Annotated in this window: 28 protein-coding genes; 17 read left to right on the top strand and 11 right to left on the bottom strand. The window is 73.0% G+C overall.

What is annotated here, in order from left to right:
* Window positions 1-35: 35 nt before the first annotated feature.
* The 4 genes from ACGF0J_RS28630 (at window position 36) to ACGF0J_RS28645 (ending at window position 2,561) form a co-directional block, all read left to right on the top strand.
* A complete protein-coding gene (locus tag ACGF0J_RS28630; RefSeq protein ID WP_393150566.1) occupies window positions 36-698 on the top strand; it encodes a Crp/Fnr family transcriptional regulator in 663 nt (220 codons plus the stop codon).
* A 4-nt stretch (window positions 699-702) separates the two neighbouring features.
* Window positions 703-2,151, top strand: coding sequence for an MFS transporter (locus ACGF0J_RS28635; RefSeq protein WP_393150568.1), 1,449 nt, complete (start codon window positions 703-705; stop codon window positions 2,149-2,151).
* Between the two features lie 62 nt (window positions 2,152-2,213).
* Window positions 2,214-2,405 (top strand): hypothetical protein, encoded by a 192-nt coding sequence (locus tag ACGF0J_RS28640; RefSeq protein WP_393150570.1) that lies wholly within the window; start codon window positions 2,214-2,216, stop codon window positions 2,403-2,405.
* Between the two features lie 9 nt (window positions 2,406-2,414).
* Window positions 2,415-2,561: a type II toxin-antitoxin system PemK/MazF family toxin gene (locus tag ACGF0J_RS28645; protein WP_393150572.1), complete on the top strand. Its 147-nt coding sequence runs from the start codon at window positions 2,415-2,417 to the stop codon at window positions 2,559-2,561.
* Window positions 2,562-2,627: 66 nt separating this feature from the next.
* Here ACGF0J_RS28645 and ACGF0J_RS28650 read toward each other — a convergent pair whose 3' ends face one another.
* On the bottom strand, window positions 2,628-3,281 hold the full coding sequence (locus ACGF0J_RS28650; protein WP_393150994.1) for a TetR/AcrR family transcriptional regulator: 654 nt from the start codon (window positions 3,279-3,281) through the stop codon (window positions 2,628-2,630).
* A gap of 70 nt (window positions 3,282-3,351) precedes the next feature.
* Here ACGF0J_RS28650 and ACGF0J_RS28655 point away from each other — a divergent pair, with 70 nt between their 5' ends.
* Window positions 3,352-4,773 (top strand): DHA2 family efflux MFS transporter permease subunit, encoded by a 1,422-nt coding sequence (locus ACGF0J_RS28655; RefSeq protein WP_393150574.1) that lies wholly within the window; start codon window positions 3,352-3,354, stop codon window positions 4,771-4,773.
* Here ACGF0J_RS28655 and ACGF0J_RS28660 read toward each other — a convergent pair.
* Together ACGF0J_RS28660 and ACGF0J_RS28665 are read right to left on the bottom strand one after the other, a co-directional pair.
* The gene (locus ACGF0J_RS28660) at window positions 4,737-6,614 is read right to left on the bottom strand and encodes an ABC transporter ATP-binding protein (RefSeq protein WP_393150576.1); all 1,878 of its coding nucleotides are present in this window, start codon (window positions 6,612-6,614) and stop codon (window positions 4,737-4,739) included. The genes ACGF0J_RS28655 and ACGF0J_RS28660 overlap by 37 nt on opposite strands.
* Window positions 6,615-6,648: 34 nt before the next feature.
* Window positions 6,649-8,655 carry a PhoX family protein gene (locus ACGF0J_RS28665; RefSeq protein WP_393150996.1) on the bottom strand — a complete coding sequence of 669 codons (2,007 nt, stop codon included), beginning with the start codon at window positions 8,653-8,655 and terminating at the stop codon, window positions 6,649-6,651.
* Between the two features lie 172 nt (window positions 8,656-8,827).
* Between ACGF0J_RS28665 and ACGF0J_RS28670 the strand changes: the two genes are divergently transcribed.
* Window positions 8,828-9,286, top strand: coding sequence for a sterol carrier family protein (locus ACGF0J_RS28670; RefSeq protein WP_393150578.1), 459 nt, complete (start codon window positions 8,828-8,830; stop codon window positions 9,284-9,286).
* On the opposite strand, the gene ACGF0J_RS28675 is transcribed toward ACGF0J_RS28670, so the two are convergent.
* A complete protein-coding gene (locus ACGF0J_RS28675; protein WP_393150580.1) occupies window positions 9,283-10,269 on the bottom strand; it encodes a hypothetical protein in 987 nt (328 codons plus the stop codon). The genes ACGF0J_RS28670 and ACGF0J_RS28675 overlap by 4 nt on opposite strands.
* Window positions 10,270-10,461: 192 nt before the next feature.
* Here ACGF0J_RS28675 and purF point away from each other — a divergent pair, with 192 nt between their 5' ends.
* Together purF and purM are read left to right on the top strand one after the other, a co-directional pair.
* Window positions 10,462-11,898: an amidophosphoribosyltransferase gene (gene purF, locus ACGF0J_RS28680; RefSeq protein WP_393150582.1), complete on the top strand. Its 1,437-nt coding sequence runs from the start codon at window positions 10,462-10,464 to the stop codon at window positions 11,896-11,898.
* A complete protein-coding gene (gene purM, locus ACGF0J_RS28685) occupies window positions 11,895-12,920 on the top strand; it encodes a phosphoribosylformylglycinamidine cyclo-ligase (protein WP_393150584.1) in 1,026 nt (341 codons plus the stop codon). Before purF ends, purM begins: the two co-directional genes overlap by 4 nt.
* A 244-nt stretch (window positions 12,921-13,164) precedes the next feature.
* Here the strand turns inward: purM and ACGF0J_RS28690 are convergent, their stop codons facing one another.
* Together ACGF0J_RS28690 and ACGF0J_RS28695 are read right to left on the bottom strand one after the other, a co-directional pair.
* Window positions 13,165-13,386 (bottom strand): DUF3073 domain-containing protein, encoded by a 222-nt coding sequence (locus tag ACGF0J_RS28690; protein WP_393150586.1) that lies wholly within the window; start codon window positions 13,384-13,386, stop codon window positions 13,165-13,167.
* 151 nt (window positions 13,387-13,537) lie between these two features.
* Window positions 13,538-14,617, bottom strand: coding sequence for a Leu/Phe/Val dehydrogenase (locus ACGF0J_RS28695; RefSeq protein ID WP_393150588.1), 1,080 nt, complete (start codon window positions 14,615-14,617; stop codon window positions 13,538-13,540).
* A gap of 105 nt (window positions 14,618-14,722) precedes the next feature.
* Here ACGF0J_RS28695 and ACGF0J_RS28700 point away from each other — a divergent pair, with 105 nt between their 5' ends.
* Together ACGF0J_RS28700 and bldC are read left to right on the top strand one after the other, a co-directional pair.
* Complete coding sequence (locus ACGF0J_RS28700) at window positions 14,723-15,586, top strand: hypothetical protein (RefSeq protein WP_393150590.1); 864 nt, start codon at window positions 14,723-14,725, stop codon at window positions 15,584-15,586.
* 322 nt (window positions 15,587-15,908) lie between these two features.
* Window positions 15,909-16,112, top strand: a complete 204-nt coding sequence (gene bldC, locus ACGF0J_RS28705) for a developmental transcriptional regulator BldC (protein ID WP_013133571.1) — start codon at window positions 15,909-15,911, stop codon at window positions 16,110-16,112.
* Between the two features lie 131 nt (window positions 16,113-16,243).
* On the opposite strand, the gene ACGF0J_RS28710 is transcribed toward bldC, so the two are convergent.
* Window positions 16,244-16,906, bottom strand: a complete 663-nt coding sequence (locus ACGF0J_RS28710; protein WP_393150592.1) for a TetR/AcrR family transcriptional regulator — start codon at window positions 16,904-16,906, stop codon at window positions 16,244-16,246.
* A 177-nt stretch (window positions 16,907-17,083) separates the two neighbouring features.
* Here ACGF0J_RS28710 and ACGF0J_RS28715 point away from each other — a divergent pair, with 177 nt between their 5' ends.
* From ACGF0J_RS28715 to ACGF0J_RS28730, 4 genes are all read left to right on the top strand, one after another.
* On the top strand, window positions 17,084-18,097 hold the full coding sequence (locus ACGF0J_RS28715) for a LacI family DNA-binding transcriptional regulator (protein ID WP_393150594.1): 1,014 nt from the start codon (window positions 17,084-17,086) through the stop codon (window positions 18,095-18,097).
* A gap of 137 nt (window positions 18,098-18,234) precedes the next feature.
* The gene (locus ACGF0J_RS28720) at window positions 18,235-18,483 is read left to right on the top strand and encodes a hypothetical protein (protein WP_393150596.1); all 249 of its coding nucleotides are present in this window, start codon (window positions 18,235-18,237) and stop codon (window positions 18,481-18,483) included.
* A gap of 28 nt (window positions 18,484-18,511) precedes the next feature.
* A complete protein-coding gene (locus tag ACGF0J_RS28725) occupies window positions 18,512-19,423 on the top strand; it encodes an N-acetylmuramoyl-L-alanine amidase (RefSeq protein ID WP_393150598.1) in 912 nt (303 codons plus the stop codon).
* Window positions 19,420-21,018, top strand: a complete 1,599-nt coding sequence (locus ACGF0J_RS28730) for a beta-N-acetylhexosaminidase (RefSeq protein ID WP_393150600.1) — start codon at window positions 19,420-19,422, stop codon at window positions 21,016-21,018. The genes ACGF0J_RS28725 and ACGF0J_RS28730 overlap by 4 nt, the downstream gene beginning before the upstream one ends.
* An 18-nt stretch (window positions 21,019-21,036) precedes the next feature.
* Here ACGF0J_RS28730 and ACGF0J_RS28735 read toward each other — a convergent pair whose 3' ends face one another.
* The 3 genes from ACGF0J_RS28735 to ACGF0J_RS28745 are packed head-to-tail and all read right to left on the bottom strand — an operon-like array spanning window position 21,037 to window position 23,315.
* On the bottom strand, window positions 21,037-21,588 hold the full coding sequence (locus ACGF0J_RS28735; RefSeq protein WP_393150602.1) for a GNAT family N-acetyltransferase: 552 nt from the start codon (window positions 21,586-21,588) through the stop codon (window positions 21,037-21,039).
* Entirely contained in the window at window positions 21,585-22,658 is a 1,074-nt protein-coding gene (locus tag ACGF0J_RS28740; protein WP_393150604.1) for a quinone-dependent dihydroorotate dehydrogenase, read from the bottom strand. The genes ACGF0J_RS28735 and ACGF0J_RS28740 overlap by 4 nt, the downstream gene beginning before the upstream one ends.
* A gap of 6 nt (window positions 22,659-22,664) precedes the next feature.
* Window positions 22,665-23,315: a response regulator gene (locus tag ACGF0J_RS28745; RefSeq protein ID WP_393150606.1), complete on the bottom strand. Its 651-nt coding sequence runs from the start codon at window positions 23,313-23,315 to the stop codon at window positions 22,665-22,667.
* A gap of 19 nt (window positions 23,316-23,334) precedes the next feature.
* Between ACGF0J_RS28745 and ACGF0J_RS28750 the strand changes: the two genes are divergently transcribed.
* From ACGF0J_RS28750 to ACGF0J_RS28760, 3 genes are all read left to right on the top strand, one after another.
* Window positions 23,335-23,709 carry a tautomerase family protein gene (locus tag ACGF0J_RS28750; protein WP_393150608.1) on the top strand — a complete coding sequence of 125 codons (375 nt, stop codon included), beginning with the start codon at window positions 23,335-23,337 and terminating at the stop codon, window positions 23,707-23,709.
* Window positions 23,710-23,786: 77 nt separating this feature from the next.
* Complete coding sequence (locus tag ACGF0J_RS28755) at window positions 23,787-24,782, top strand: NAD-dependent epimerase/dehydratase family protein (RefSeq protein ID WP_393150610.1); 996 nt, start codon at window positions 23,787-23,789, stop codon at window positions 24,780-24,782.
* Entirely contained in the window at window positions 24,779-25,438 is a 660-nt protein-coding gene (locus ACGF0J_RS28760; RefSeq protein WP_393150612.1) for a glycosyltransferase family 2 protein, read from the top strand. Before ACGF0J_RS28755 ends, ACGF0J_RS28760 begins: the two co-directional genes overlap by 4 nt.
* Here the strand turns inward: ACGF0J_RS28760 and ACGF0J_RS28765 are convergent.
* Window positions 25,416-26,738: a glycosyltransferase 87 family protein gene (locus tag ACGF0J_RS28765; RefSeq protein ID WP_393150614.1), complete on the bottom strand. Its 1,323-nt coding sequence runs from the start codon at window positions 26,736-26,738 to the stop codon at window positions 25,416-25,418. The genes ACGF0J_RS28760 and ACGF0J_RS28765 overlap by 23 nt on opposite strands.
* Between the last annotated feature and the right edge of the window lie 91 nt (window positions 26,739-26,829).

The raw sequence follows: 26,829 nt of genomic DNA on the forward strand, positions 1-26,829 counted from the left end.
GAAAGGCGGCCCGCCGTGCGGTCATAATCAGGCCCATGAACCCTGAGGCCGGCGAGTTCCTCTCCATGCTCACCTCCGACGAGGCCGACGCGCTGCGCGCCGCGGGCCGGCCGCGCCGGTGGGAGCGGGGCGCGACCGTGATGTCGGAGGGCGACACCTCCGACTGGGTGCTCGTGCTGACCGAGGGCCGGGTCAAGGTCTCCTCGCACACGAGCGGCGGCACCGAGGTGGTGCTGGCCGTGCGGGGTCCGGGCGGCCTGATCGGCGAGATGTCGTCCATCGACGGCTCCCCCCGGTCGGCGACCGTGACGGCCCTGGAGCCCGTCGCGGGCGTGGTGATCCGCGACTTCGCCGCGTTCCTGCAGACGCACGGGCGCGTCGCGGTGCTGCTCATGCGGATGGTCACCGAGCGGCTGCGCGACTCCGACCGCAAGCGCATCGAGTACGGCGCGTTCGACACCACCGGCCGGGTGGCGACCCGGCTGCTGGAGCTGGCCGACCGCTACGGCGAGCAGACCAACGGCGGGGTGCGGGTGGCGCTGCCGCTCTCCCAGGACGAGCTGGCCGGCTGGACCGGCGCCTCGCGCGAGGCGGTGAGCAAGGCGCTGCGGAGCCTGCGTGACCGGGGCCTCATCGAGACCGGGCGGCGCCGCGTGGTGATCCACGATGTGGAGGGGCTGCGCAAGCGGGCCCGCTGACGTCGTGCCCGCCCGTGAGGACGACGCCGCGCATCGGGCCCGGCTCCGGTACGCCTGGCGGGTGTGCTCGGTCACCAGCTTGGGGCTGGTCCTCATCGGGGTCGCGGGCAGCACGCTGAACGTTGCGCTGCCCTCGGTCGTGCGGCATTTCTCGGCCGGTCCGTTCGAGTCGGGCTGGATCCTGCTGTCGTTCCTGCTGGTGAACACCGCGAGCCTGGTGTTCTTCGGCCGCGTCGCCGACCTGGTCGGGCGGCGGGAGGTCTACCTGGCGGGCTTCGCGCTGTTCACCGTGGCGTCGCTGCTGGCCGGGCTGTCGCCGGACGTGTGGTTCCTGGTGGCGATGCGGGTCGTGCAGGCGGTCGGGGCGGCGATGATCCTGGCCAACGGCACGGTGATCATCGCTGACGCGTTCCCGCCGGAGCGGCTCAGCCAGGGGATGGGCGTCTACATCGGCACGCTGTCCGTGGCGCAGCTCGCCGGGCCGACCCTGGGCGGCCTGATCGCCGAGACCGCCGGCTGGCAGTGGATCTTCTGGGTGAACGTGCCCGCCGGCGTGGTGGCGCTGGGGTGGGGAGCCGTGACGTTGCGTAGGGTGCCCCCCGGACCGAAACAGCCGCTGGACGCGCTGGGCAACGCGCTGGTGTTCGCGGCGCTGTCGGCGCTGCTGCTGGCGCTGTCGGAGGCGGGCTCGCGCGGGCCGTCGAGCCCGATGGCGGTGGCCGGGGCGGCCGTGTTCGCGGCGCTGGTGCCGGTCGTGGTGCTGGTGGAGCGGCGGGCCGCCCACCCGGTGCTGGACGGGCGGCTGTTCGGTGGGCGGATGCTGGCCTTCGCCAACCTGGCGTCGTTCTGCAACGCGCTCGCCCGCGCGTCGCTCATCCTGGTCGTCGCACTGTACTTCCAGGCGGCGCGGGGCGTGGACGCCTTCACGGCCGGGCTGAGCGTGCTGCCGGTGCCGGTGGGCATGGCCCTGGCCTCGCCGGTGGCTGGGGCGTTGGGGAGGCGGGTGCCGGCGTACGCGCTGTCGGTGGGCGGCTCGCTGCTGAGCACGGCCGGGCTGGGCGTGCTGGTGCTGTCCACCGGGGCCGGCACGCCGTACGGGGTGGTGGGCGCGGGACTCTTCCTGGCCGGCTGCGGCAGCGGCGCGTTCCTCACCGGCAACACCACGCAGGTCATGCAGGGGTTACCCGCCGGAGGGCTGGGGGTGGTGAACGGGTTCCGGCTGATGGTGATGAACGTGGGCGTGGTGCTCAGCGTCGGCGTGTCGCTGAGCGTGCTGGCGGGCTCGGTCGGGCCCGAGCTGGGCGCCCAGGTGTACGCGGGGACGCTGTCCACGCTGTCGCCGGTGGCCGTGGACCAGCTCATGGACGGCTTCCGGCGGACGTACGCGGTGCTGTCCGCGGTGGCGTTGAGCGGGGCCGTGCTCGCCGCCCTGGCCCGGCCGGACCGGAGGTGATGTATCACAAAGCGTGTTACAGCTGGTGTATGGGAACTCTCAACGTTCGTACCGATGAGGCGATGGAGACTGCCCTGCGCGCCTTGGCGGGAGACACGCGAAGCCGTTCCGAGGCCGTCCGCTACGCCCTGCTGCGCACGTACAGGGAAATGCTGCTCGAGCAGGCCGCAGCCGACGCCGAACGCTTGCGGAACGACCCCGATGACCAGGCCGAGATGCTGGCGATCCAGCGGTACATGGGTGTAGCGGAGTGATGTTCCGGGGTGCGATCTGGCACGAAGTCGCGCATCCTCACCGACCAGATCTACTCCGTGTCCGCCTCACGGCTCGGCGACTGCAAGGGCGCGCTCGAAGCGCACGAGGCCGCTGACCTCGACAGGGCGTTGCTGCTGAAGCTGGGCCTCATCTGAGGGCGTCGGCGAGGCGGGCCCGCGGCGCAGGCCGAGGAGGTTGGGCCGGAAGGCCATGATCGGACCCTAGCGTCTGGCGGCGAGGGCTTCTATGCCGCTGAGCACCAGGTCGACGCCGAAGGAGTCGTAGAGGGCGGGGTCCATGGAGCCGGCCATGGGGCCTGCCATCGCGACGAGGTTGGGGTAGGCGTCGGCGGACAGTGACTCCAGGCCGAGCCGCTTCCTTCGGACGATCTCGTCGATCTCGGCCGGGGTGCGGCCGGCGTCGAAGTGCATCGGGGCGTCGGCGATGGCGACCGCGCTCTGCAGGAGGTACTTGGAGATCATGCAGCTCTCCTCGACGCTGAACCCGGCCGCGCGGCACAGCCCGAGCGCCTGGTCCCACACGGCGAGGAAGCCGGGCACCTCGCTCTGGTCGACCTGTTCCAGCACCTGTCGGGCGCACGGGTGCCCGCGCAGGACCCGGATCAGCCCTTCGACCAGGTCGCGCAGCCGCCGCTCCCAGGACCGGTCGTCGGCGGGCGCGGGCGCGAACCCGGCTACGAGGTGGTCGGCCATGCCGACGAGCAGCCGGTCCTTGTTCTTGAAGTGCCAGTAGAGGGCCATCGGTGTCACGTCGAGGTCGGCCGCGAGCCGCCTGATCGTCACGGCGTCGAGCCCTTCGGCGTCGCCGATCTCCAGGGCTCGCTCGACGATCGCCCGCGCGGTCAGCTTTCCCATCACGGTTGACAACTATACGCCGTACAAGTTCAACTGTACGACGTACAAGTACGCCGTACAGGAGGGGCCGATGGACCGGAGACGGCAGGCGTTGGGCGCGGTGACGCTCGGCAGCTTCATGACCTATCTGGACAACAATGTGGCAAACGTCGCCCTGCCGACGATCCAGCGGGAACTGGGTCTGACGATCTCCGGGCTGGAGTGGATCGTGAGCGCCTACATCCTGGTGTTCGCGGGCCTCATGCTGGCCGGCGGCCGGCTGGCCGACGTGCTCGGCGCCAGGCGGGTGTTCCTGGCGGGCCTGCTGGTCTTCACCGTCTCCTCGCTGGCCGCGGGGCTCGCGATGGACGGGACCGCGCTCGTGGCCGCGCGGGCCGTGCAGGGGGTGGGGGCGGCGCTGCTCACACCCACGGCGCTCGCCCTCATCACCCAGCTCTTCCCCGACCCGGCCGAGCGCGGCAGGGCCGTGGGGATCTGGGGCGCGACGGGGGCGCTGTCCATGGCGCTCGGCCCGGTGACCGGCGGGTTCATCAGCGAACACCTGCACTGGGGCTGGATCTACCTGATCAACGTGCCGCTCGGCGCCGTCGCGATGGGCCTGGCCCTCTGGGCGGTCCGCCCGGCCCCGGTCCGCGCCCGGCACAGCCTCGACCTGCCCGGTCTGGTCACCTCGGCGACCGCGCTGTCCGCCCTGACGTACGCGCTCATCGAGGGCGGGGCGGCCGGGTGGACCTCACCGGGGATCCTCGCCGCGTTCGGGATCGCGCTGCTGGCCGCCGTCGCGTTCGTGCTGGCCGAGACGCGGGCCGCCGAGCCGATGATCGACCTGTCGCTGTTCCGGTCGCGGACGTTCACCGGCGGCCTGGTGACGAGCGGGATCTGGTCGTTCGGGGTGTTCGGCATCTACTTCTTCAGCGCCCTGTGGCTGCAGAACGTGCTCGCCTTCTCCCCCGTCGAGGCCGGGGCGGCGTTCGTGCCGATGGCGGTGCTCATGGCCGTCGTCGCCGTGCTGTCGCAGCGCGTCACCCGGCTGCTCGGCCTCGCCGTGACGGTGGCGGCCGGGATGGCTCTCATGGGGATCGCGATCCTCATGCTGGCCGGGGTCGGCGCGGACGGCGGCTACGGTGACGTGCTGCCGTGGTTCCTGTCGTACGGGCTGGGGGCCGGGTTGCTGGTGCCGCTGACCGCCGCGATGCTGAGCGGGATGCCCGCGGGCCGTTCGGGGGTCGCCTCCGGCGTGCTGAACGTCTCCCGCGAGGTGTTCGGCCTGCTCGGCATCACGGTCCTCGGCGCGTTGCTGACCTCGCGGCAGGCGGGCAGCGGCCTGGCGCCGCTGCCCGCCTTCCTCGACGCCTACCAGTTCACGCTCGTGGTCGCCGCGGTGATCGTGCTGGCCGGCATCCCGGTCGGCCTGTACGCCCTGCGCCGGCCCCGCACTCCCGGCCGGCCGGCGCCTCAGGCGGCCGGGACGGCCGTCGGCTCGGCGAACTGAGTGGTGTGGAGCTCCTCGTAGCGGCCGCCCGCCGCGAGCAGCTCGGCGTGCGTGCCCCGCTCCACCACGCGGCCGTCCTCGATGACCAGGATGAGGTCGGCCGCCCGGATCGTGGACAGCCGGTGGGCGATCACCACGGCCGTGCGGCCCGCCAGCGCCTCGCCCAGCGCCTCCTGCACGGCCGCCTCGGAGGTGGAGTCGAGCGCGGCCGTGGCCTCGTCCAGGATGACCACCTGCGGCCTGGCCAGCAGCAGGCGGGCGATCGTGAGCCGCTGCCGCTCGCCGCCGGACAGCCGGTAGCCGCGCTCCCCCACCACCGTGTCGAGCCCGTCGGGCAGCGACTCGATCAGCGTGGCGAGGCGGGCTCTGCGCAGCGCGTCCCACACCTCCTCCTCGCTCGCCTCGGGCCGGGCGAACAGCAGGTTGGCCCGGATCGTCTCGTGGAAGAGGTGCCCGTCCTGGGTGACCATGCCGAGCGTCGCGCGGATCGAGTCGGCGCTCAGGTCGCGCACGTCCACCCCGCCGATCCGGACGGCTCCCGAGTCGACGTCGTACAGGCGGGGCAGGAGCTGGGCGATCGTGGACTTGCCCGCTCCCGAGGAGCCCACCAGGGCGACCATCTGCCCCGGTTCGGCCCGGAACGACACCCCGTGCAGCACTTCCTCGCCGCCGCGGGCGTCGAGGGCGGCCACCTCCTCCAGCGAGGCCAGGGAGACCTTGTCGGCCGCGGGGTAGGCGAAGCGCACGTCGTCGAACTCGACCGCGACCGGTCCCTCCGGCACCCGTACCGCGTCCGGCCTGTCCTGGATGAGCGGCTTGAGGTCGAGCACCTCAAAGACCCGCTCGAAGCTGACCAGCGCGCTCATCACGTCCACCCGGGCGCTGGCCAGCGCGGTCAGCGGCGAGTAGAGGCGGGTGAGCAGCAGCGCCAGCGCCACCACCGAGCCGGGTTCCAGCTCGCCGCGCAGCGCGTAGAAGCCGCCGAGGCCGTAGACGAGCGCGAGCGCGAGCGCCGACACCAGCGTCAGCGCGGTGACGAAGGCGAACTGCGACATCGCGGTGCGCACGCCGATGTCGCGGACCCGCCGCGCCCGCGCGGCGAACTCCGCCGACTCGTGCGCGGGCCGGCCGAACAGCTTGACCAGCGTCGCGCCGGGCGCGGAGAACCGCTCGGTCATCTGGGTGCTCATGGCGGCGTTGTGGTCGGCGGCCTCGCGCCGCAGCCGGGCGATGCGCACGCCCATGCGCCGCGCCGGCAGCACGAACACCGGCAGCAGCGCCAGCGCCAGCAGCGTGATCTGCCACGAGATGCCGATCATCACGGTGAGCGCCAGCACCAGCGTCACGACGTTGCCGGCCACGCTGGACAGGGTGTCGGTGAACGCCCGCTGGGCCCCGATCACGTCGTTGTTCAGCCGGCTGACCAGCGCGCCCGTGCGGGTGCGGGTGAAGAAGGCGACCGGCATGCGCTGCACGTGGTCGAACACCGCGGTGCGCAGGTCGAGGATCAACCCCTCGCCGAGCCCCGCCGACAGCCACCGCTCCAGCAGCCCCAGTCCCGCCTCGGCGACCGCCAGGCCGGCGATCACGACGGCCAGGCCGACGACCACCCCGAGTTCCTCGCCCTTGCCGATGGCGTCCAGCACCTGGCCGGCCAGCACGGGCGGCGCCACGGCCAGGGCCGCCATCACCACGCTGAGCAGCAGGTACACCGCGATGCGGCGGCGGTAGGGCCGGGCGAATCCCCAGACACGGCGGAGCGTCGCCCTGGACACAGGACGACGCTCGCGCTGGTTGTTCAGTGAGTAAAGCTGGTGCCAGGCGGTCACTTCCATGCTCATGGCATGGAGCCTAGAACCTCAACTTTAGTTCAGGTCAACTGCCGATCCGGCGGCCCTCGGCGTGCCACACGACCGCCACGGCCGGGCGGGGCTGGCCCTCGCCGCCCTCGGGCCAGCGGCTCGCCGGGTTGTCCGGGGTCGCGCCGTCCACCTCGCCCGGGTGCTGCACCGCGACGAAGACGCTGCGCTGATCCTCCGTCACCATCGGACCACAGGTCTCGGCCCCCACCGGCACCGACAGGAACTGGCGCAGGTAACCGCGCTCCCTGCCGCGCACGGGCATCACGAACAGTCCGTCGTTGGCGCCGAGCGCGTTGCCGTCCGTGGAGATCCACAGGTTGCCGTCACGGTCGAAGGCCAGGTTGTCCGGGCAGGAGATCGGCGAGACCTTCGACTTGTCGAAGCCGGCGAAGTACGTCGAGGCGTCCTTCGGGTCGCCGCAGACCAGCGGCAGCGACCAGGCGAACGTCAGCTCCGTCGGGTCGCCGCGCCGCTCGACCAGCTCCAGGACGTGGCCGTGCTTGTTGGAGGCGCGCGGGTTGGCCTCGTCCACCTGCGCGGCCGTCCGGTTGGAGTTGTTGGTCAGCGCGATGTAGACGCCGCCGGTGACCGGGTTGCGCTCCACGTCCTCCGGCCGGTCCATCTTGGTCGCGCCGACCTTGTCCGCCGCCGAGCGGGTGTAGACGAGCACCTCGGCAGCGGTCATCCCCTCCACGTACGACCTGGTGCCGCTGACCAGCGGAATCCACTCGCCCGAGCCGTCGAACGCCCCGTCGGAGGGCAGCTTGCCCGAGCCGTCCAGCTCCGCCGCCGGGCTGTCGCCGGTGAACTTCGCCACGTACAGGGTGCCCTCGTCCAGCAGCCGGCGGTTGTGCCGGTCGTTGCCCGGCCGGTAGCGATCCTTCGAGACGAACTTGTAGACGTACTCGAACCGCGAGTCGTCGCCCATGTAGACCACGAGGCGGCCGTCACGGGACACCGTCGTCGTGGCGGCCTCGTGCTTGAACCGGCCGAGCGCCGTGCGCTTCACCGGCGTCGAGTCGGGGTCGAACGGGTCGATCTCCACGATCCACCCGAACCGGTTGGCCTCGTTCGGGTGCCTGGCCAGGTCGAACCGCTCCTCCACCCGGTCGAACCGGCGGCTGCTCGACGAGGCGCCGGACGGGATCGTGTAGCGGGCGACGTACGGCCGCTGCGCCGCGGGCACCTTGTCGCCGTTGACGAAGTACTGGTCGAAGTTCTCCTCGGCCGTCAGCACCGTGCCCCACGGGGTGGTGCCGCCCGCGCAGTTGTTCAGCATGCCGACCGGCCTGGTGCCGGCCGGGTCGGCGGCCGTCTTCAACAGGTCGCTGCCCGCGGCCGGGCCGGTGAACCGCATCGGCGTGTGCACGGTGACGCGCCGGTTGTAGCGCCGCCGACCGCTGGTGACCAGCTTCCACTCGCCGGTCCCCTTCACCCGCTCCACCTCGACGACCGAGCCGCCGTGGGCCGCCATCGCGATCCTTATCTGCTCCTCGGTCGCGGTGCCGCCGCCCTGGTAGCCGCGGAACATCAGGGCCTCGGTGGTGTACTCGTGGTTCACCCACAGCAGGCCGCGGTCGCGACCCATCGGGAACAGCGTCACGTAGTCGCAGTTGTAGCCGAACTGCTTGGCCTGCGCCTCGGCGCTCTGATTGGCGAAGTCGAACTCCGGCGCGCCCGGCAGCACCGGGTCGCCCCAGCGCACCACCACGGAGCTGGTGTAGCCGTCGGGCACGCGCAGCGCGTCGTCGGTGTTCGGCGGAACGGGCGTGAAGCGCAGGTCCGAGCGGCCGCCGCCGCGCAGCGCCGCCTCCTCGGGCCCGGCCGGGTCCGCCACCGCGGGGGCCGCCCCGACCGCGCCGGCCACGCCGGTACCCGCCACGAGGGCGCCCAGGGCGCCGGCGCGCAGCACGCCGCGCCGGGACATGGCCTGGGCGACGACGTCGCCGAAGTAGGGGTTGCCGCTGTCGTTGCCGGCCTCGTGCGCGCAGGCGTTGCCGCAGCGGAACTGGCAGGTCATCGCCGATCGGCCTGACTTGTGCGTGGTGAGCAGCGGAAGAAGCCGGTTCTGCACGGGGACTCCAAAGGTGGTGCGCGGTGTTTCGGCCGAGACGCTACGAGGACCGCGGTAACCCCCGGTGAACGACGCCCTCCGGCGCGGTGAACCCTTCGCGCCGGAGGAGAATGGGCGGGTGCCACCACGCAGACCCGACCCCGAGAAGCTGAGGGCCGCGCTGGACGCCCAGCTCGTCGCCCTGGACGAGCCGCCCTTCGACGGCCCGGCCACCGCGCTGGCCGGAGCCCTCGTGGCCGCCGTGCTCGCCGCCTACGACCGGGGCCGCGCCCCCGAGCGGGACGCCGCCCGGCAGGCCGTCCGCCACCTGCTCGACCGGCTGACGGCCGCCGCCCCCGGCCGGACGGTCGAGGTGCGCGTGCCACCGTACGCGGCCGTCCAGGCCGTCGAGGGCCCGCGCCACACGCGCGGCACCCCGCCGAACGTCGTGGAGATGGACCCGCGCACCTGGATCGAGCTGGCCGTGGGCCGCCTCACCTGGCAGCAGGCCGTGGGCGAAGGCGCGGTCACGGCGAGCGGCGCCCGCGCCGACCTGTCCGCCCACCTGCCGCTCGACCGGCCCGGCCGGCCCGGCTAGCTGGGCGGGCGCACCCAGGGGAAGCGCTGCTGGAAGCACCGGTCGGCCAGCTCCGGAGGCAGCCCCGCGCACTCCTGGACCACGTTCCAGAACCACACGGCCACGATCGCGAACAGCGCCAGGGCCAGCACGCTGATCACGATGCCGGCGATGGCGCGGCCCTTGCCGACGCCCTTGCTGAGCGCGACACCGCCGAACACGATCGACAGGATCGCCGTCAGCAGGCCGGTGAAACAGACGAAGACGAGAAACGGGCTGGCCACGCCGAGCACCAGCGACGCGGTCGCCAGGCCGCTGCCGGGTTTGGTCTGAGGGCCCGGCCGGTACGGGGTGGGCGGCGGGTAGCCGGTGCCGTACGCGCCGCCTCCGCCGTACGCGCCGCTCGGGCCGCTCGGGCTGCCCGTGCCGTACGGGCCGCTCGGGCTGCTCGGGCCGCTCGGGGTGCCGGTGCCGTACGGGCCGCTGTCGCCGTACGCGCCTGCGCCGCCGTACGGCGCGGGGCCCGGGCCGCCGCCGGGCGGGCCGCCGTACGGGCTGGACGGCGTCGTGCCGGGCACCGGCGCGCCCTGCTCCCGCGGCTGCTCGTACGGCTGCGTGCGCGGCCCCTCGGACGGCTGCTCGGCCTGCTCGCCCTGTCCGGGCTGCCCGGGCTGCTCAGCGAGCTGTTCGGCGGGCTGTTCGGGTGTCTCGTAACGGGACGGCGCCGTCGCGGCCGAGGCCGGGCCGCCCGGCTGCGGCGGGGCGGTCTCCTCCCAGCCCGGGTACGCGGGCGTGCCGCCCGGCGCGAGGGGCGGCTGCGTCACCTCCGCGGCCCGCTCGGAGTCCCCCGGCCCGGCGTCACGCGGCCCGGGACCGGCGGGACGTTCGAAGACGGCCGTGCTCTCGGCGTCGGCGCTGTCGGGCGCGGACGGCCCGCCGGAGCCCAGGTAGTCGTCGGACTCGTCCTCGCGCCAGGCGCGGTTCGGGTCCCCGGGTGTGGTCACGTATGCGTCTCCCCGACTGAGGTCAGATGCCGGATACCTCACCCTTACGCGGAACGCACCAGCGCAACCGCACGACACGGCAAAGGCCCGGCCATCCTTGGGGCCGCATGCGGCCAAGTGGCCGACCTCGCAGGTCGTGCGACCCGCACCCGGGTGTGCGAGCAGCAGAGCGGCCGACCTAGACTGAAGCACGTGCTGAAGGGCGACGGCCGGCTCGGCCATGACCTGGACCCCGACGATCGAGCGCCACGCGACGCATGCGGCGTCTTCGGCGTCTGGGCTCCGGGCGAGGAAGTTTCCAAACTCACCTACTACGGGCTGTACGCGTTGCAGCACCGCGGCCAGGAGTCCGCGGGCATCGCGGTCAGCGAGGGCAGCCGCATCCTCGTCTACAAGGACATGGGCCTGGTGGCCCAGGTCTTCGACGAGTCGGTGCTCGGCACCCTGCGTGGGCACCTGGCGATCGGTCACTGCCGCTACTCCACCACCGGCTCCAGCGTGTGGGAGAACGCTCAGCCCACGCTGAGCTCCACCGAGGGCGGCGGGCTCGCGCTGGCCCACAACGGCAACCTGATCAACACCGCCGAGCTGGCCGAGCGGCTGGCCCCGGGGGCCACCCGCGCGACCACCGACACCGAGGTGCTGACCACGCTGCTGGCGCAGGACCGCGACCGCTCCGTCGAGGACGCGGCGGCCGAGCTGCTGCCGCAGGTCAAGGGCGCCTACTCGCTGGTGTTCATGGACGAGACGACGCTCTACGCGGCGCGCGACCCGCAGGGCATCCGCCCGCTGGTGCTGGGCCGGCTGGAGCGAGGCTGGGTCGTCGCCTCCGAGACGGCGGCGCTCGACATCGTGGGCGCCACGTTCGTCCGCGAGATCGAGCCCGGCGAGCTGCTCACCATCGACGAGAACGGGGTCCGCTCGCGCCGCTTCGCGCTGGCCGAGCCCAAGGGCTGCCTGTTCGAATACGTCTACCTCGCCCGTCCCGACACCACGATCGCCGGGCGCGGCGTCCAGGTGACCCGCGTCGAGGTCGGCCGGGTGCTGGCCCGCGAGCATCCCGTCGAGGCCGACCTGGTCATCCCGACGCCCGAGTCGGGCACTCCGGCCGCCGTCGGCTACGCCGAGGAGAGCGGCATCCCCTACGGCCAGGGCCTGGTGAAGAACTCCTACGTCGGGCGGACGTTCATCCAGCCCTCGCAGACGATCCGCCAGCTCGGCATCCGGCTCAAGCTCAACCCGCTGCGCGAGGTGGTGCAGGGCAAGCGCCTGGTCGTGGTGGACGACTCGATCGTGCGCGGCAACACCCAGCGCGCGATCGTCAAGATGCTGCGCGAGGCCGGGGCGCGCGAGGTGCACGTGCGCATCTCCTCCCCGCCCGTCGCCTGGCCGTGCTTCTACGGCATCGACTTCGCGACCCGGGCCGAGCTGATCGCGGGCTCGCTCACGGTCGAGGAGATCCGCGCCTCGCTGGGCGCCGACAGCCTCGGCTACATCTCGCTCGAAGGGCTGACCAAGGCCACGACCATCCCGGCGTCGCGGCTGTGCATGGCCTGCTTCGACGGCTCCTACCCCATCCCGATCGACCAGGACAGCGTCGGCAAGTACGTGTTGGAGAGCAAGGCGTGACAAGCTACGAGGCCGCCGGTGTCGACATCGAGGCCGGCGAGCGCGCTGTCGCGCTGATGAAGGACAAGGTGGCCCGCTCCCGCAGGCCCGAGGTCGTGGACGACGCCAGCGGGTTCGCCGGCCTGTTCGACGCCTCGGCGCTGCTGCGCTACCGGCGGCCGCTGCTGGCCACCTCCACCGACGGCGTCGGCACCAAGGTCATGCTGGCCCAGCAGTACGGCAAGCACGACACGATCGGCATCGACCTGGTCGGCATGGTCCTCGACGACCTGGTGGTCTGCGGGGCCGAGCCGCTGTTCATGACCGACTACATCGCCTGCGGCAAGGTGGTGCCGGAGCGGGTCGCCGAGATCGTCGGCGGCATCGCCGAGGGCTGCCGCCTGGCGGGCGCGGCGCTGGTGGGCGGCGAGACGGCCGAGCACCCGGGCGCGATGGGCCCCGACGAGTACGACCTGGCCGGCGCCGGCACCGGCGTGGTGGAGGCGTCGGCCATGCTCGGCCCGTCCAGGGTGCGGGCCGGTGACGTGGTGCTGGGGCTGGCCTCCTCCGGGGTGCACTCCAACGGCTACTCGCTGGTGCGCCACGTGCTGCGCGAGGCGGGGCTGTCGCTCGACGCCGACCTGCCGGAGCTGGACCGGCCGCTGGGCGAGGAGCTGCTGGAGCCGACCCGGATCTACGCGCTCGACTGCCTGGCCCTGGCCCGCGAGGTCGAGGTGCGCGCCTACGCGCACATCACCGGCGGCGGCATCGAGGGCAACCTGTCGCGTTCGCTGCCCGCCGACCTCGACGCCCTGCTCGACCGGTCGTCGTGGACGCCGCCGGCCGTGTTCGAGGTGCTGGCGGGGCACGGCCGCATCGGGCAGCGTGACATGGACCGCACGTTCAACCTCGGGGTGGGCATGGCGGCGGTCGTCGCCCCGTCGGCCGCCGACGCGGCGATGCGGTTCCTCGTGGAGCGGGGGCTGCCGGCCTGGGTGCTCGGCGAGATCGTCCCCGGCTCCGGCCAGGCCCGCTACCGCTGACCCGCCCCCGCGCCGCCCGCTGTCGACTCGGTGTCGACTCCCGTGCCGTCCTCCTCGTGCCCGCGGGTGTGGTCAACGCCACACGGGCGGGCCCGGGGGTCCGGGCGTGGCGTCGCCGGGCGGTTCGGGCCGGTGAGCACGACGAAAGCCCCACGGGCTGGTCGCCCGTGGGGCCCGACGCGGTGGACGCGCACCCTGCGTGACGGACACGCCAGGTGATCGACTGCGTCAACCAGGAGAGTTGCTAGCGACGCCCGGCCGAGCGGTCGTCGTCGTCGCCGTAGTCGTCGGCGTAATCGGCATAGCGATCAGCCAACTCGTCATTGAGGTCGTCGGCGTCGTCACTGCGGCTGGGGTCTCCGACCCCGAGTTCGTCGCGAAGACGGTCAAGATCTGTGCCACCGCTGTTGTACTTCAGCTGGCGAGCAACCTTGACCTGCTTGGCCTTTGCTCGGCCGCGCCCCATTGGCTCGACCCCCTCGTGTGGGGTCGTCCCCGACCCCTCGTCGCTAACGCACCACACGCCGACCCCGCCTGACTACGGGCGTCAGCCTATCGTTCGCCTATTACCGTACCTGTTTTGTGCCCAGCTCGGTACGTCGTATGGGCGTGGGGCGTCAGTGGCCCAGCCAAATGGCCCTAATCCGCCCGACTTCCGACATTCTGCGCTCGGCTAGCCTATCGGCTGCGACGGCCGGGGGGACGCCCTCCTCCCCGGCGATCTCGAAAATCTTCAGCGTGGTGTCGTAGATCAGCGCCGCCTTTGCCCTGGCACGCTCCATGTCGAAGCCCCGGATCTCGTCGGCCACCTGGATCACACCACCGGAGTTGACCACGTAGTCGGGGGCGTAGAGGATGCCGCGCTCGGCGAGCTGCTTCTCCACTCCGGGGTGGGCGAGCTGGTTGTTGGCCGCGCCGCAGACGACCTTGGCGCGCAGCCTGGCCACGGTGTCGTCGTCGAGCGCGCCGCCCAGCGCGCAGGGGGCGAAGACGTCGATGTCGGCGTCGGTCAGCGCCTCGGCGTCGGCCACCACCTCGACCTCGGGCCGGCGCTGCCGCACCCGCTCGACGGCCTGCTCGCTGACGTCGCAGATCACCACCTCGGCGCCGTCCTCGCGCAGCAGCTCCACCAGCCGGTGGCCGACCTTGCCGACGCCCTCGACGCCGATCCGCCTGCCGTGCAGCGACGGGGTGCCCCAGACCCGCTCGGCCGAGGCGCGCATGCCCTGGAAGACGCCGAAGGCCGTCAGGATGGAGGAGTCGCCGGCGCCGCCCTGGGCGAGCGTGCGGCCGGTGACGTGGCGCGACTCCCGGGCCACGACGTCCATGTCCTCGCTGTAGGTGCCGACGTCGCAGGCGGTGATGTAGCGCCCGCCGAGCGACTCGATGAACCTGCCGTAGGCGCGCAGCAGCGCCTCGCTCTTGTCGCGTGACGGGTCACCGATGATGACGGCCTTGCCGCCGCCGTGGTCGAGACCGGCCAGCGCGTTCTTGTAGGCCATGCCGCGCGAGAGGTTGAGCACGTCGGTCAGGGCCGCCTGCTCGCTCTCGTACGGATAGAACCTGGTGCCCCCGAGCGCGGGGCCGAGCGCGGTGTTGTGGATGGCGATGATGGCACGCAGGCCGCTGTGCGCGTCGGCGCAGAAGACGACCTGCTCGTGCGCGTCCTTGTGAGACGGGTCGAAGACGTCGGTCACGGTAGTGACTCCCTGTCCGGTCCGCCGCACCTTCGCGGCGGAGATCCCTTCCAGGGTAGTGGGCACGACGGTGCGAGCCGATTGTCTTCATGACACGATGCCTCCGTGCTGCCCTATGCCGCGTACCTCCGCGTCTACGAGCCGTTGACCGCCTTCCCCGAGTCCCAGCAGAAGGTGTGGGCCGACTACGCCGACTCGCGCGACCGGCCGCGCCGCGCCAACGCGCTCAACCACGAGCACGGCGAGTCCGTACGGCGCCTGCTCGGCACGCCCCCTCAGCCGGTGCCCGCCCAGGAGAGCCCCAACGCCTATCTGCGGCGCGTCGAGGACCGCCTCTACGTCTGCCCCTGGCAGACGCGCCTGCGTTCCTGGCTGGCCTTCTCACGGCTGCGTGGCAGCACTCCCGCGAAGCTGATGGATCACCTGGTCCCCCAGGCGATCGCCGAGCAGACCGCCGACGACTTCGACCGCTACAAGCGCGGCGGCGGCTCCTCGGCGCTGCGCACCCACATCCGCACCACGGCCTGGCACGTGCCGCCGTCGTGGTTCGTGCCGTTCGACGGCAACGAGCGGTGGCTGGTGCTCGGCTCGGCGGTCCCCGGGCAGGACGTGACCACCGCCACGGGGCGCAACCTCATCTACGTGACCTCCATGGCGCAGGCCAGGCGGCGGGCGGCGCGGGCCCTGCAGGTGCTGCGGCGGCACCTGGGCGACGTGGCCGCCAATCTCGACGTGGAGGACGTGGCCCGCTGGCTGGAGGAGTTCCACCCGCACTCACTGGTCGAGCTCGACTACGGCGGCCTGGTGCACCTCATGGACGACGACGCGCTGCAGGCGGACCAGTCGGTCGCGGAGCTGTCGGCCGCCCTCACCGGCCTGGACACGGGTCAAGAAGAGCTTGCCTTCGCCATGTACCAGCGTGTCGTCCTGCGCTGGAAGTCAATGCAACTCCTGGAATCTGCCAACTGAGCCCCAATAAAACCGTCTGACCTGCATGAGTAGGTCATGAGTAGCGGCTGCTCGCTTCTGCGAACTGAGCAGTTTGCCGTTTTCACTGCGATACCACGAAACGTGTCGCTAGAATCACCGAGCGTGACATCGCCATGGGGGCGGGCAGTTGGGTCAAAGAAGGGCTCGCCAATCGCTCAGCGTGGCGGTATGGTCACTTCGGGTGATGCCGCATATGGCCAGGAAAAGCCGCACGTTCGGGGCCATAGGGGGACATCCGTGACACGCGCAAAGGCAGTCACAGGATCGCTAAGCCGGTCCACACGGAGGAGAGGCCGCACAAATGTCAGCTCGTACACCCGAGGCCGAGCCACTGCTCACGCCCGCCGAGGTCGCGACCATGTTCAGGGTCGACCCCAAGACCGTCACCCGGTGGGCCAAGGCGGGGAAGTTGACGTCGATTCGCACCCTGGGGGGCCACCGGCGTTACCGGGAGACCGAGGTCCGGGCTCTGCTCGCGGGGATTCCGCAGCAGCGCTCTGAGTAGTGCCGGGGTTCGTCACGGACCTCAGGGGGGTTGAACGGTGGGCCACGCCGGCGGCATGGTCCACCTTCTGTGACGACGACCGTCGCGTCCGGAAGCTGGCGCCGCCCGCCCGGCGCCATCCTTCCCTTCCCCTAAGCCGGCCGCTCCCCCAGCACCTCCAGGAGCCGGCCGACGTCACCGTCATAGCGGGCGGCCGCGCCCAGGAGCGCGACCAACTGGTCGACGAGCATCCTCTCCAGAGTCGGCCGCTCGATGTCACGGTGGTCGAGCCAGTCGAGGCCCGCGGTCTCGACCGAGGCGATCCACGCGCGCATGGTGGCGCGCAGCACCGGGCTCGGCCGCTCCAGGCCCAGTTGCTTCTGGATGCGGCGCGACAGGCGCTGGCGCACCCCGTCGACGATCTCGCCCACCTCGCCCGCCCGGTTGGCCGGCCCGCCGCGCAGCAGCGCCGCGAACCCCGCCGCGTGCTCCTCCACGAAGTCGAAGTAGCGGGTGAGCCCCGACGCGACCTCCTGCAGCGGGCTCCCGCCGAGCTGCGGACGCAGCCGCGACTCGAGCTGGTCGGCCGCGCTGCGCAGCGCCGCCACGTAGAGCTCCTGCTTGCCGCCGAAGTAGTGGTAGACCAGCGCCCGTGAGGCGCCCGCCGCCGTGGCGACGTCGTCGATCGAGACGTCCTCGGCGTCGCGCCTGCTGAACAGCTCCAGGGCCGCCGCCATGAGCTCCTCGCGGCGGCGATCGACAGTGAGCCTGCGCCGCGCCGGACGCGCCCGCTCGGCTGGCTTCCCGGGTGTCACACCTGCACAGTAACCGAGCGCCCGGCTCCCGGCGGACATGTGACCTCTCCGTCAATAACAGGCTTCCCTAACCCCAAGCCGTACCCTGTGGCGAACTCGATCGTTTGGTGAGACAAGGTGCCCATCTACGCATCGCGGGGGAGACCCATGTCAGGACCACCCGTCGAGTCTTCAACCATGACCGACCTCCGGGACCTACCACGGCCCCGGCCAACGATCCGCAACGTCGCCGAGCGGGCCGGCGTCTCCAAATCGCTGGTGTCGCTGGTGCTGCGCGGCTCGCCGCACGTCAGCGAGCACCGGCGCCAAGCCGTCCTCCAGGCCGCCCGCGAGCTCGGCTACCGGCCGAACGCGGTGGCGCGCAGCCTGGTCGAAGGCCGTACCCATCTCGTCGGCGCGCTGGTCGCCGACCTGCACAACCCGTTCTACGCCGAGTTCCTGGACGGCCTGCAGGAAAGCCTGCACGGCGACGGGCTGCGCATGCTCATCGGCAACAGCCAGTGGGACCCGGCGTTCGAGGACGAGGCCGTGACCGCGTTCCTGGAGCTCCGGGTGGACGGGCTGGTCCTGTTAGGGATCGCCCCGACCAGCGAGACCCTGATGGAGGCGACCTCCTACACGCCCACCGTCGTCGTCGGGGAACGCGACATCGAGCTCGGCGGCGTCGACATCGTGGTGGACGACGACCGGCACGGCGCCCGCCTGGCCGTCGACCACCTCGTCGAGCTGGGGCACCGCAGGATCGCGCACATCGAGGGCGCACTGCCCTCGCGCTGCGAGGGCTACCTCGTGGCGATGCGCAGGCACGCGCTCGCGCCGTACATCATGGTCGAGGCGGCCGAGGCGACCGAGGAGGGCGGCCGGACGGCGGCGCTGGCGCTGCTGACCCGCGACCCCCGGCCCACGGCGATCTTCGCGGGCAACGACGTCGTCGCGGTCGGCGTGCTCCTCGCCGCCGAGGAGCTGGGGCTGCGGGTGCCGGAGGACCTGTCGGTGGCCGGCTACGACAACACCCATCTGGCGGCCTCCCGCCACATCGCGCTCACCTCCGTGGACCAGTCGCGCCGCGCCATGGGGCGGTCGGCGGCTTCCCTGCTCAGCGACCGGATCGGCGATCCCGTGAAGGCCGCTCGGCTGCGCGAGGTGGCCCCCGAGCTGATCGTACGGCGGAGCACCGGCCCCGCCGCCTGACCGCCCGCGGCGCGCTCGGCACCGGGCACCAGGCGCGCCCAAGAGCGGTCCAAGGCTCGGTCAACCCGCCCGGCCGGCCCCGTCCCGGGAGGTTTACTCGTCAGGGTCATGTCACGAACTGATCCAGGGGGACAGTCATGCGTGATCCAGAACTGGTGTCCTGCGCCCAGCGCGCGGCGGCCGAACTCGAACGCGCGTGGGCCCAGTGGCGCTCGGGCCGGGGCCGCGCGGCCGACACCGGGGCCGAGTCCGTGGCCAGCTACGTCGCCCATTCCCTCGACCACCCGTGGGGCCGGCCCCGCGTCGTGCTCGGCCTCGACGCCGAGGACGCGCGGGAGCTGGCCGCCCTGCTCCAGCGGCAGGAGGTCGGCGAACACGTCTGGTGACCGCCTGCCTTGACGTACGGTGGAGGCCATGCGTGCTTTCCCAGCCACCGTTCTCGCCGCGTGCGGCCTGATCGCCACCGCCTGCGGCGGCGCGGCCGGCGGCACCTCCACCGGCACCTCCACCGGCGCCTCCACCGGCGCCTCCACAGGCGCCTCCACAGGCGCCGTCACGGCAGGTCAGGCCGCCCAGGAGCCGCGGGCCGCGGGCGCCTCGGCCGCCGCGCCGGGAGCGACCGCCGAGACCGGCACCACGCCGGCGGCGGCCAAGGCCGCCGCCGCGCCGCTGTCCGGCAAGGTCGTCGTCATCGACCCCGGCCACAACGGCGGCAACCACCGCAACCCCAAGGCCGTCAACCGCAAGGTCAACGTGCTGACCCAGTGGAAGGCGTGCGACACGACGGGCACCTCCACCGACTCCGGCTACTCCGAGGCGGCCTTCACCTGGGACGTGTCCACCCGGCTCGCTAAGATCCTCAAGAGCCGGGGCGCCAAGGTCGAGCTGACGCGCTCCGACAACGACGGCGTGGGCCCGTGCATCACCGAGCGGGCCGCCATCGGCAACAAGGCCAAGGCCGACGCGGCGATCTCGGTGCACGCCGACGGGTCCGGCCCGGCCGACCACGGCTTCCACGTCATCATGCCCAAGAAGATCAACGGCCCGGTCGACCCGGTCGTCGGCGACTCGCGCGAGCTGGGGCTGGCCGTACGCGCGGCCTTCAAGAAGGGCACCGGCCTGCCCTACTCCACCTACATCGGCAGCCAGGCGCTCAGCTTCCGCAGCGACCTGGGCGGGCTCAACCTCTCGACCGTGCCGAAGATCTTCATCGAGTGCGGCAACATGCGCAACGCCGCCGAGGCGGCGAAGTTCCGTGACCCGGCGTTCCGGCAGCGGATCGCACTGGCGCTGGCGAACGGGATGCAGCACTATCTGCAAGCATGATCCCGCGTCCGCGCATCCTCCGTCACCTGTCCGGCTCCTATGAGCTGACCTCCGGTGCCGTCGTGTCCGGCCCCGCCGACCTGGCCGACGCCGTACGGGCCGCGCTTCCCGGCCTCGACCTGCGGCCGGGCGACTCAGGAGCGATCGAGCTGCGGCTCGACCCCGCGCTCGGGCCCGAGGCGTACCGGCTGGTCGTGGGGTCGCGCGGGGTGGAGATCACAGCGGGCGACCGGGCCGGGGCGTTCTACGCCGGCCAGTCGCTGCACCAGCTCCTGCCCGACGCGTCCTACCGCTTCTCGACGGGCGCCGCGTGGCGTGTCCCGGGTGTGCGGGTGGAGGACGCGCCGCGCTTCTCCTGGCGCGGCCTGCACGTGGACGTGGCCCGTCACTTCTTCCCGAAGCGGGAGATCCTGCGGCTGATCGACGTGATGGCGGTGCACAAGCTCAACCGGCTCCACCTGCACCTGGCCGACGACCAGGGGTGGCGGGTGGAGAGCCGCGCCTATCCGCTGCTGCACGAGGTGGCCTCGCACCGGCCGCGGACCGCCGTCCACCACTACGGCGAGCCCGAGGCGTACGACGACGTGCCGCACGGCGGCCACTACACGCTGGCCGACCTGGCCGAGCTGGGCGCCTACGCGCGCTCCCGCGAGGTCGTGATCGTGCCGGAGATCGACGTGCCGGGCCACGCCTCCGCCATCCTGGCCGCCTACCCGGAGCTGGGGCCCACCGGCGAGCGCCACGCGGTGCTCGACCGCTGGGGCATCTCCTCGGCGATCCTGTCGCCGCTGCCGGCCACGGTGGAGTTCCTGACCACGGTCTTCGACGAGGTGATCGGCGCGCTCGGCGAGGTCCCCTACGTCCACATCGGCGGCGACGAGGTCGTGCTCGACCACTGGGCGGCCTCGCCGGAGATCGACGCCTACCGGGAGTCGCTCGGGCTGGCCTCGACGGGGCCGCTGCACGCGTGGTTCCTGCGGCGGCTGGCCGACGTGCTGGCCGAGCGGGGCGCGCGGGCCGTGGTGTGGGACGAGGCGTTCGTCAGCGGCGAGCTGCGGCCGGACACCGTGGTGATGCCGTGGCGGGGCATGGAGGTGGGCCGCCGGGCCGCCGCCGCCGGGCACGACGTGGTGGCGACGCCGGTGTTCCCGCTCTATTTCGACTACGCCGAGGCGGCCACGGCGGACGAGCCGATGGCGATCGGTGAGGCGATCACGGTCGCCGACGTGGCGGCCTTCGACCCGGCTCCGGACAGTTGGCCCGTGGAGTCGCGGGCGCGGGTGCTGGGGGCGCAGGCGCAGTTGTGGACCGAGCGGATCCCCGACGGGCGGACGCTCGACTACCGCACCTGGCCGCGGGCCTGCGCGCTGGCCGAGGTGGCCTGGTCGGGCGGGACGGGCGAGGACTTCGCCGGACGGCTCGGGACGCATCTGGGCCGGCTCGACGCGCTGGGCGTCGAATACCGGCCGCTCGACGGGCCCCGGCCGTGGCAGCGCCGCCGCCCGCACCGGCCGGGCGTCATCCGGGCGCCCGACGTCATGGAACGGCTCGACCGGCTCACCCACGACGCCGAGTCCACCCGTCCCAGCGTGTGACCCGCTGCCGGCAGGCCGTCAGGAGCCGGGCGGGCGGTCGTTGAGCACGCGCTGGAAAAGCCGGTGGTCGCGCCACTCCCCCGCGATGGCGAGGTAGCGCGGGGCGACGCCGATGGGTTGGAAGCCGGCCTTCACCAGCACCCGCTGGGAGGCGGCGTTGTCGAGCAGCGTGCCCGCTTCGACGCGGTGCAGGCCCAGCCGCTCGTCGGCCTCCCGGCACGCCTGCAGCGTCGCACGGGTGGCCAGGCCCCGGCCGGTGTAGCCGGCGTCCATCCAGTAACCGAGGTTGCCGCTGCGGAAGGGGCCGTACACGATGTTGGACAGGTTGAGGCAGCCGACGACGCGGTCGCCGTCGGCGAGCACCCACGGCATCAGCCGCCCTTCCGCGTGCTGTTCGAGCTGGAGCAGCACCCGCTCGGTCTGGCCGGTGAGGGTGAAGAACTCCTCGGGCCGGCGCGGCTCCCAGCGGCGCAGGTGCTCGCGGTTGCGCGCGTAGGCGTCGGTGAGCGCCTGCGCGTCGCCCTCGGCGACCAGTCGCATGACGACGCCGCCGCCGAGCGGCACGCTCACCGCGCGCTCCGGGTGTCGGGCGCCGTACGGCCGATGACCTCGGTGATGGAGGCGAATCCGTGGCGGCGGACGCGCCGCGCGAGCTGCCGGTGGATGCGGGACGCCCACAGCGGCCCGCCGTAGATCCAGCCGGTGTAGCCCTGCACGAGGGTGGCGCCCGCGAGCAGCCGCTCCCAGACGTCGTCGACGTCCTCGACGCCGCCCACCGAGACGAGCGCCAGCCGGTCGCCCACCCGGGCGCGCAGCCGGCGCAGCACCTCCAGGGAGCGCCCCTTGAGCGGCCGGCCGGACAGGCCGCCGGTCTCGCCCTCGTGCCGGATCGTGGTGTTGGTCGCGATGATGCCGTCGAGACCCAGCTCCAACGCCAGGTCGGCGACGGCGTCCACGTCCTCGTCGGCGAGGTCGGGGGCGATCTTGACCAGCAGCGGGGTGCGGCGGGGAGTGCCGTCGGCGACGTCCTTCACGGCGGCGAGCAGCGGGCGCAGTTTGGAGACCGCCTGCAGGTCGCGCAGGCCGGGCGTGTTGGGCGAGCTGACGTTCACGACCAGGTAGTCGGCCAGCGGCGCGAGCTCCTTGGCCGCGGCGACGTAGTCGGCGACGGCCTCCTGCTCGGGCACCACCTTCGTCTTGCCGATGTTGACCCCGACCACGACGGGCACGCCGCGGGTGCGGCGCAGCCGGCGGGCGGCCGCGGCGGCCCCGGCGTTGTTGAAGCCCATCCGGTTGATCACGGCCCGCTGTCGCACCAGCCTGAACAGCCGGGGCCTGGGGTTGCCCGGCTGCCCGTGCGCGGTGATGGTGCCGACCTCGACGTGGCCGAACCCGAGCGCCGCCACGCCCTCGGCGCAGGCGGCGTCCTTGTCGAACCCGGCGGCCAGGCCCAGCGGGCCGGGGAAGTGCACCCCGAACGCGGTCAGCCGCAGGGCCGGGTCGTGCGGCGCGAGCGACCGGTGCAGCAACCGCTTGACCAGCGGCAGCGCCGACAGCAGGGCGAGGGCCCGGACGGTGAGATGGTGCACGGTCTCGGCGTCGAAACGCCGCAAGACCTGCGTGAACACGAGGCGATACATCACGCGTCAGGCTACCAAGCCGGCGTCGTGGGCGATGATCGCGGCCTGGACGCGGTTGCGCACGTCGAGCCGCGTGAGGATGGCGCTGACGTACGCCTTCACCGTCCCCTCCACCAGGTGCAGCTCGCGGGCGATCTCCGCGTTGGACATCCCGGCGCCGACCAGGGCGAGGACCTCGCGTTCGCGGTCGGTCAGCACCCGGACGCGCTCGCGCGCCGCGCTGCCCTTCGTCATGCGGCTGCCGGCGAGGTGGGTGATGACGCGCTGGGCGACCTTGGGCGACAGGTACGCGGCCCCGCCCGCCACGGCGTGGATGCCGGCGATCAGTTCGCGCGGGTCTCCCGACTTGAGGAGGAACCCGCCGGCGCCCACGTCGATGGCCCGCGCGATGTAGTCGTCCTCGCCGAACGTGGTGAGCATGACCACGGCGGTGCCCGGGGCGACCCGCCGGATCTCGGCCGCCGCGCCGAGCCCGTCGAGCTTCGGCATGCGGATGTCGAGCAGCGCCACGTCCGGGTGGTGGCTGAGAACCAGGTCCACCGCCGCCCGGCCGTCGCCTGCCTCCGCCACCACCTCGAAGGACGGGTCGGCGGCGAGGATGGCCCGGATTCCGGCACGGATCATGGCTTCGTCGTCGGCCAGGAGAATACGGATCACGACCCCTATAGTGGCCCATATGGCTCAGGTGAAGGTGTACGGCCGCCGCGACGTGTGGGCGGACCGCCGGCGCGAGGTGTCGGATCTGCTGCACGGCTGCCTCGTCGAGGCGTGGGGACTGCCTGAGGACAAGCGGTTCCACCGGTTCCTGCTGCTGGACGCGGACGACCTCGTCTGCCCCCAGCGCGGCGACGGCTACCTGATCATCGAGGTGGTCTGCTTCACGGGCCGGAGCGACGAGGCCAAGCGGGCGCTCATCCGGGCGGTCTACGACCGGCTGCCGTTCCCGCCGGAGGACATCGAGATCACGATCATCGAGATGCCCCGGGTCAACTGGGGCATCCGCGGCGTGCCGGCCGACGAGCTGGCCCTGCCGTACACGGTGGAGGTCTAGCGCCGAGTTCTTACGGCTCGCGAACGTGATGGCGCCGTCCCTTCTTGCGCGCCGGGCCGGTGACTAGCGTCGACGACGTGAAGGTGATGGTCACCGGCTCGGCCGGTTTCATCGGGAGTCACGTCGCCGAGGCGCTGGCGCAGGCGGGGCACGAGGTCGTCCCGTTCGACCTGCGCGCCGGCGCCGACGTGCGGGACGGGGCCGCTCTGGACCGGTCGCTGCCGGGCGTGGACCTGGTCGCGCACCAGGCGGCGAAGGTGGGGCTCGGCGTGGACGTGTCCGACCTCCCGGCGTACGCGGCCGTCAACGTGCACGGCACCGCCGTCCTGCTGGCCGCGATGGCCCGGCACGGGGTGGGCCGGCTGGTGCTGGCGTCGTCGATGGTGGTCTACGGCGAGGGTGCCTACGACTGCGCGGAGCACGGCCGGGTGCGGCCCGGTCCACGCGCCCGCGAGGACCTCGACCGCGGCCGGTTCGACCCGGTCTGCCCGGTGTGCGGCGCGCCGGTGAGCCACGCCGTCATCGGGGAGGACGCGCCGCCGGACCCGCGCAACGCCTACGCGACCACCAAGCTCGCCCAGGAACACCTCGCCGCGAACTGGGCCAGGGAGACGGGCGGGACCGCGGTGGCGCTGCGCTACCACAACGTCTACGGGCCGCGGATGCCGCGTGACACCCCGTACGCCGGGGTGGCGGCGATCTTCCGGTCGGCGCTGGCTGCGGGACGGGCGCCGCGGGTGTTCGAGGACGGCGGCCAGCTGCGCGACTTCGTGCACGTCCGCGACGTGGCCGGGGCCAACCTCGCGGCGGCCGGCGCCACCTTGCCGCCGGGCCGGCTGCGGGCCTACAACATCGCCAGCGGGACGCCGCACAGCGTCGGCGAGATGGCCGCCGCCCTCGCCGACGCGCGCGGCGGGCCGCGGCCCGTGGTCACCGGCGAATACCGGCTGGGCGACGTCCGGCACGTCGTCGCCGCGCCCGGCCGGGCCCGCGCCGAGCTCGGCTTTCGCGCCGCCGTCGGGTTCGAGGCGGGCATGACGGAGTTCGCCGCCGCGCCGCTGGGGGCGTCATGAGCGTCGAGGTGATCCTGCCCTGCCTGGACGAGCGGGAGGCGCTGCCATGGGTGCTCGGGCGGATGCCGCCCGGCTACCGGCCGATCGTCGTCGACAACGGGTCCACCGACGGCTCGGCCGCGCTCGCCGCCGAGCTGGGCGCGCACGTGGTGGCGGAGCCGCGCCGGGGGTTCGGCGCCGCGTGCCACGCCGGGCTGCTGGCCGCGACGGCGGACGTGGTGTGCTTCATGGACGCCGACGCCTCGCTCGACCCCCGCCTGCTGCCCGAGGTGGCCGGCCCCGTGCTGTCGGGGCGGGCCGACCTGGTGCTCGGCCGGCGGATGCTCCAGCCGGGCGCGTCATGGCCGCCCCACGCCCGGCTCGGCAACGCCGTGCTGGCCAGGAGCCTGCGCCGCCGCACCGGCGTCCCGCTGCGCGACCTCGGCCCCATGCGGGCCTGCTCGCGGGTCGATCTGGTCGCGCTCGGCCTGACCGACCGCCGGTTCGGCTACCCGCTGGAGATGGTGCTGCGCGCGGCGCGGGCCGACTGGCGGATCAACGAGGTGGACGTGGCCTACCTGAGCCGGCACGGGCGGTCCAAGGTCACCGGCACGGTGCGCGGCACGCTGCGGGCCGTCGCCGACATGCGGGGGGTCATGCGGGACCTGGCTCGGTGACCTCCCCGTCCGGGACGCGGCGCCCGGGGAGGCGGACCACCCAGCAGGCCGCCACCGCCAGCGCCGCCGCCGCGTAGGCCGCGGTGGCCGGGCCGGAGAGGTAGGCGACCGCTCCCGCCGCCGCCACACCGAGCCACTCCCACCTCCCGTCCATGGCGGCCAGCGCGACCACGAGCAGCGCGTACCAGGAGTATCCCGGGGTGAACAGCAGCAGCAGGGAGCCCGTGACCAGCAGGGCTCCGCCCCAGGGCCGGCCCGGATCGCCGCGGCGCAGCACGTGCAGGACGGCCAGGGCCAGCAGGAGGATCGCGGCGAACGGGGCCCACGCGTCGGGCAGGAACAGCCGCAGGAGCCCGTACCGGTCGCGTGCCGAGGGCTCGTCGTACCCCTCCTCGGCGACGTACCCGAACAGGTAGCCCACGACGGACTCCCGCGAGGCCAGCAGGTAGGGCAGGTAGGCCAGCGCGACGACCAGCGCGGCGGGCCCCACGACGGCGAGCACGCGCCGCCAGCGCACCCCGTTCTTCAGCACGCCCGAGAGCGCGCCGGGCAACGCGATCGCCGGCAGCAGCTTGGCCGCCGCCGCCGCGCCGAGCAGCGCCCCCCGTCCGCGATCGGTGCGGCAGGCCAGCGCCAGCACCACCAGCAGCACGCCCAGCACGTCGACGTGCGCGTTGTTCACCGCCTCGACCGGCACGGCCGGGCACCACGCCCAGGCCGCGGCCGCCCGGATGCCCGCCCACCGGCACAGGGCGAGCAGGACCGCGACCGACAGCAGCGCGCCCGCGAGCTGGAGCGGCTTGTGCCGCGAGCCACCGGGTGACAACCAGTGCACCAGCAAGAAGTAGCCCTCGGCGAGCGGCGGATAGATCGTGTGCACGGCGGGCCGGTTGATCCGGGTGCATCCGCCCTCCGGCAGGCGTGACAGACCGGGCGTCGCGCAGTCGGCGGGGAAGAGCCAGTCGTCCCGCAGGGGGGCGAGCGCCGGGTCGGCGGGCGGGTGGTCGTAGGGAGAGAGGCCGGTCGCCTGCACGCGGCCGTCCCACGCGTAGCGGTAGGAGTCGGTGCTCGTCGCGGGCGGGGCGACCAGGCCGGTGGCGGTCACGGCGACGCCTCCGGCGACGACGAGGACGGCCAGCTCCCGTCGCGGCAGCCGGCGGCTCAGCCACAGCGCGGCGGCGAACAGCGCCCAGCAGGCCAGGTACCAGCCCAGCAGGCCGGGCGGGCCCAGCGACATCCTGACGAGGACGGCGACCAGGACAAGGAGGATCACTCCTGCGGGCACCGTGGTCCTGCTCATGCACCGGAGCCTGCCACCGGCCGCCCGTCCCGTGACCCCTGCGGCGCGTCCCGTCCGCACTCCGTAAGAACTGGCCGGGCCCGTAACGACC

The sequence above is a fragment of the Nonomuraea sp. NPDC047897 genome, from assembly GCF_043204415.1.
Lineage (GTDB): Bacteria > Actinomycetota > Actinomycetes > Streptosporangiales > Streptosporangiaceae > Nonomuraea.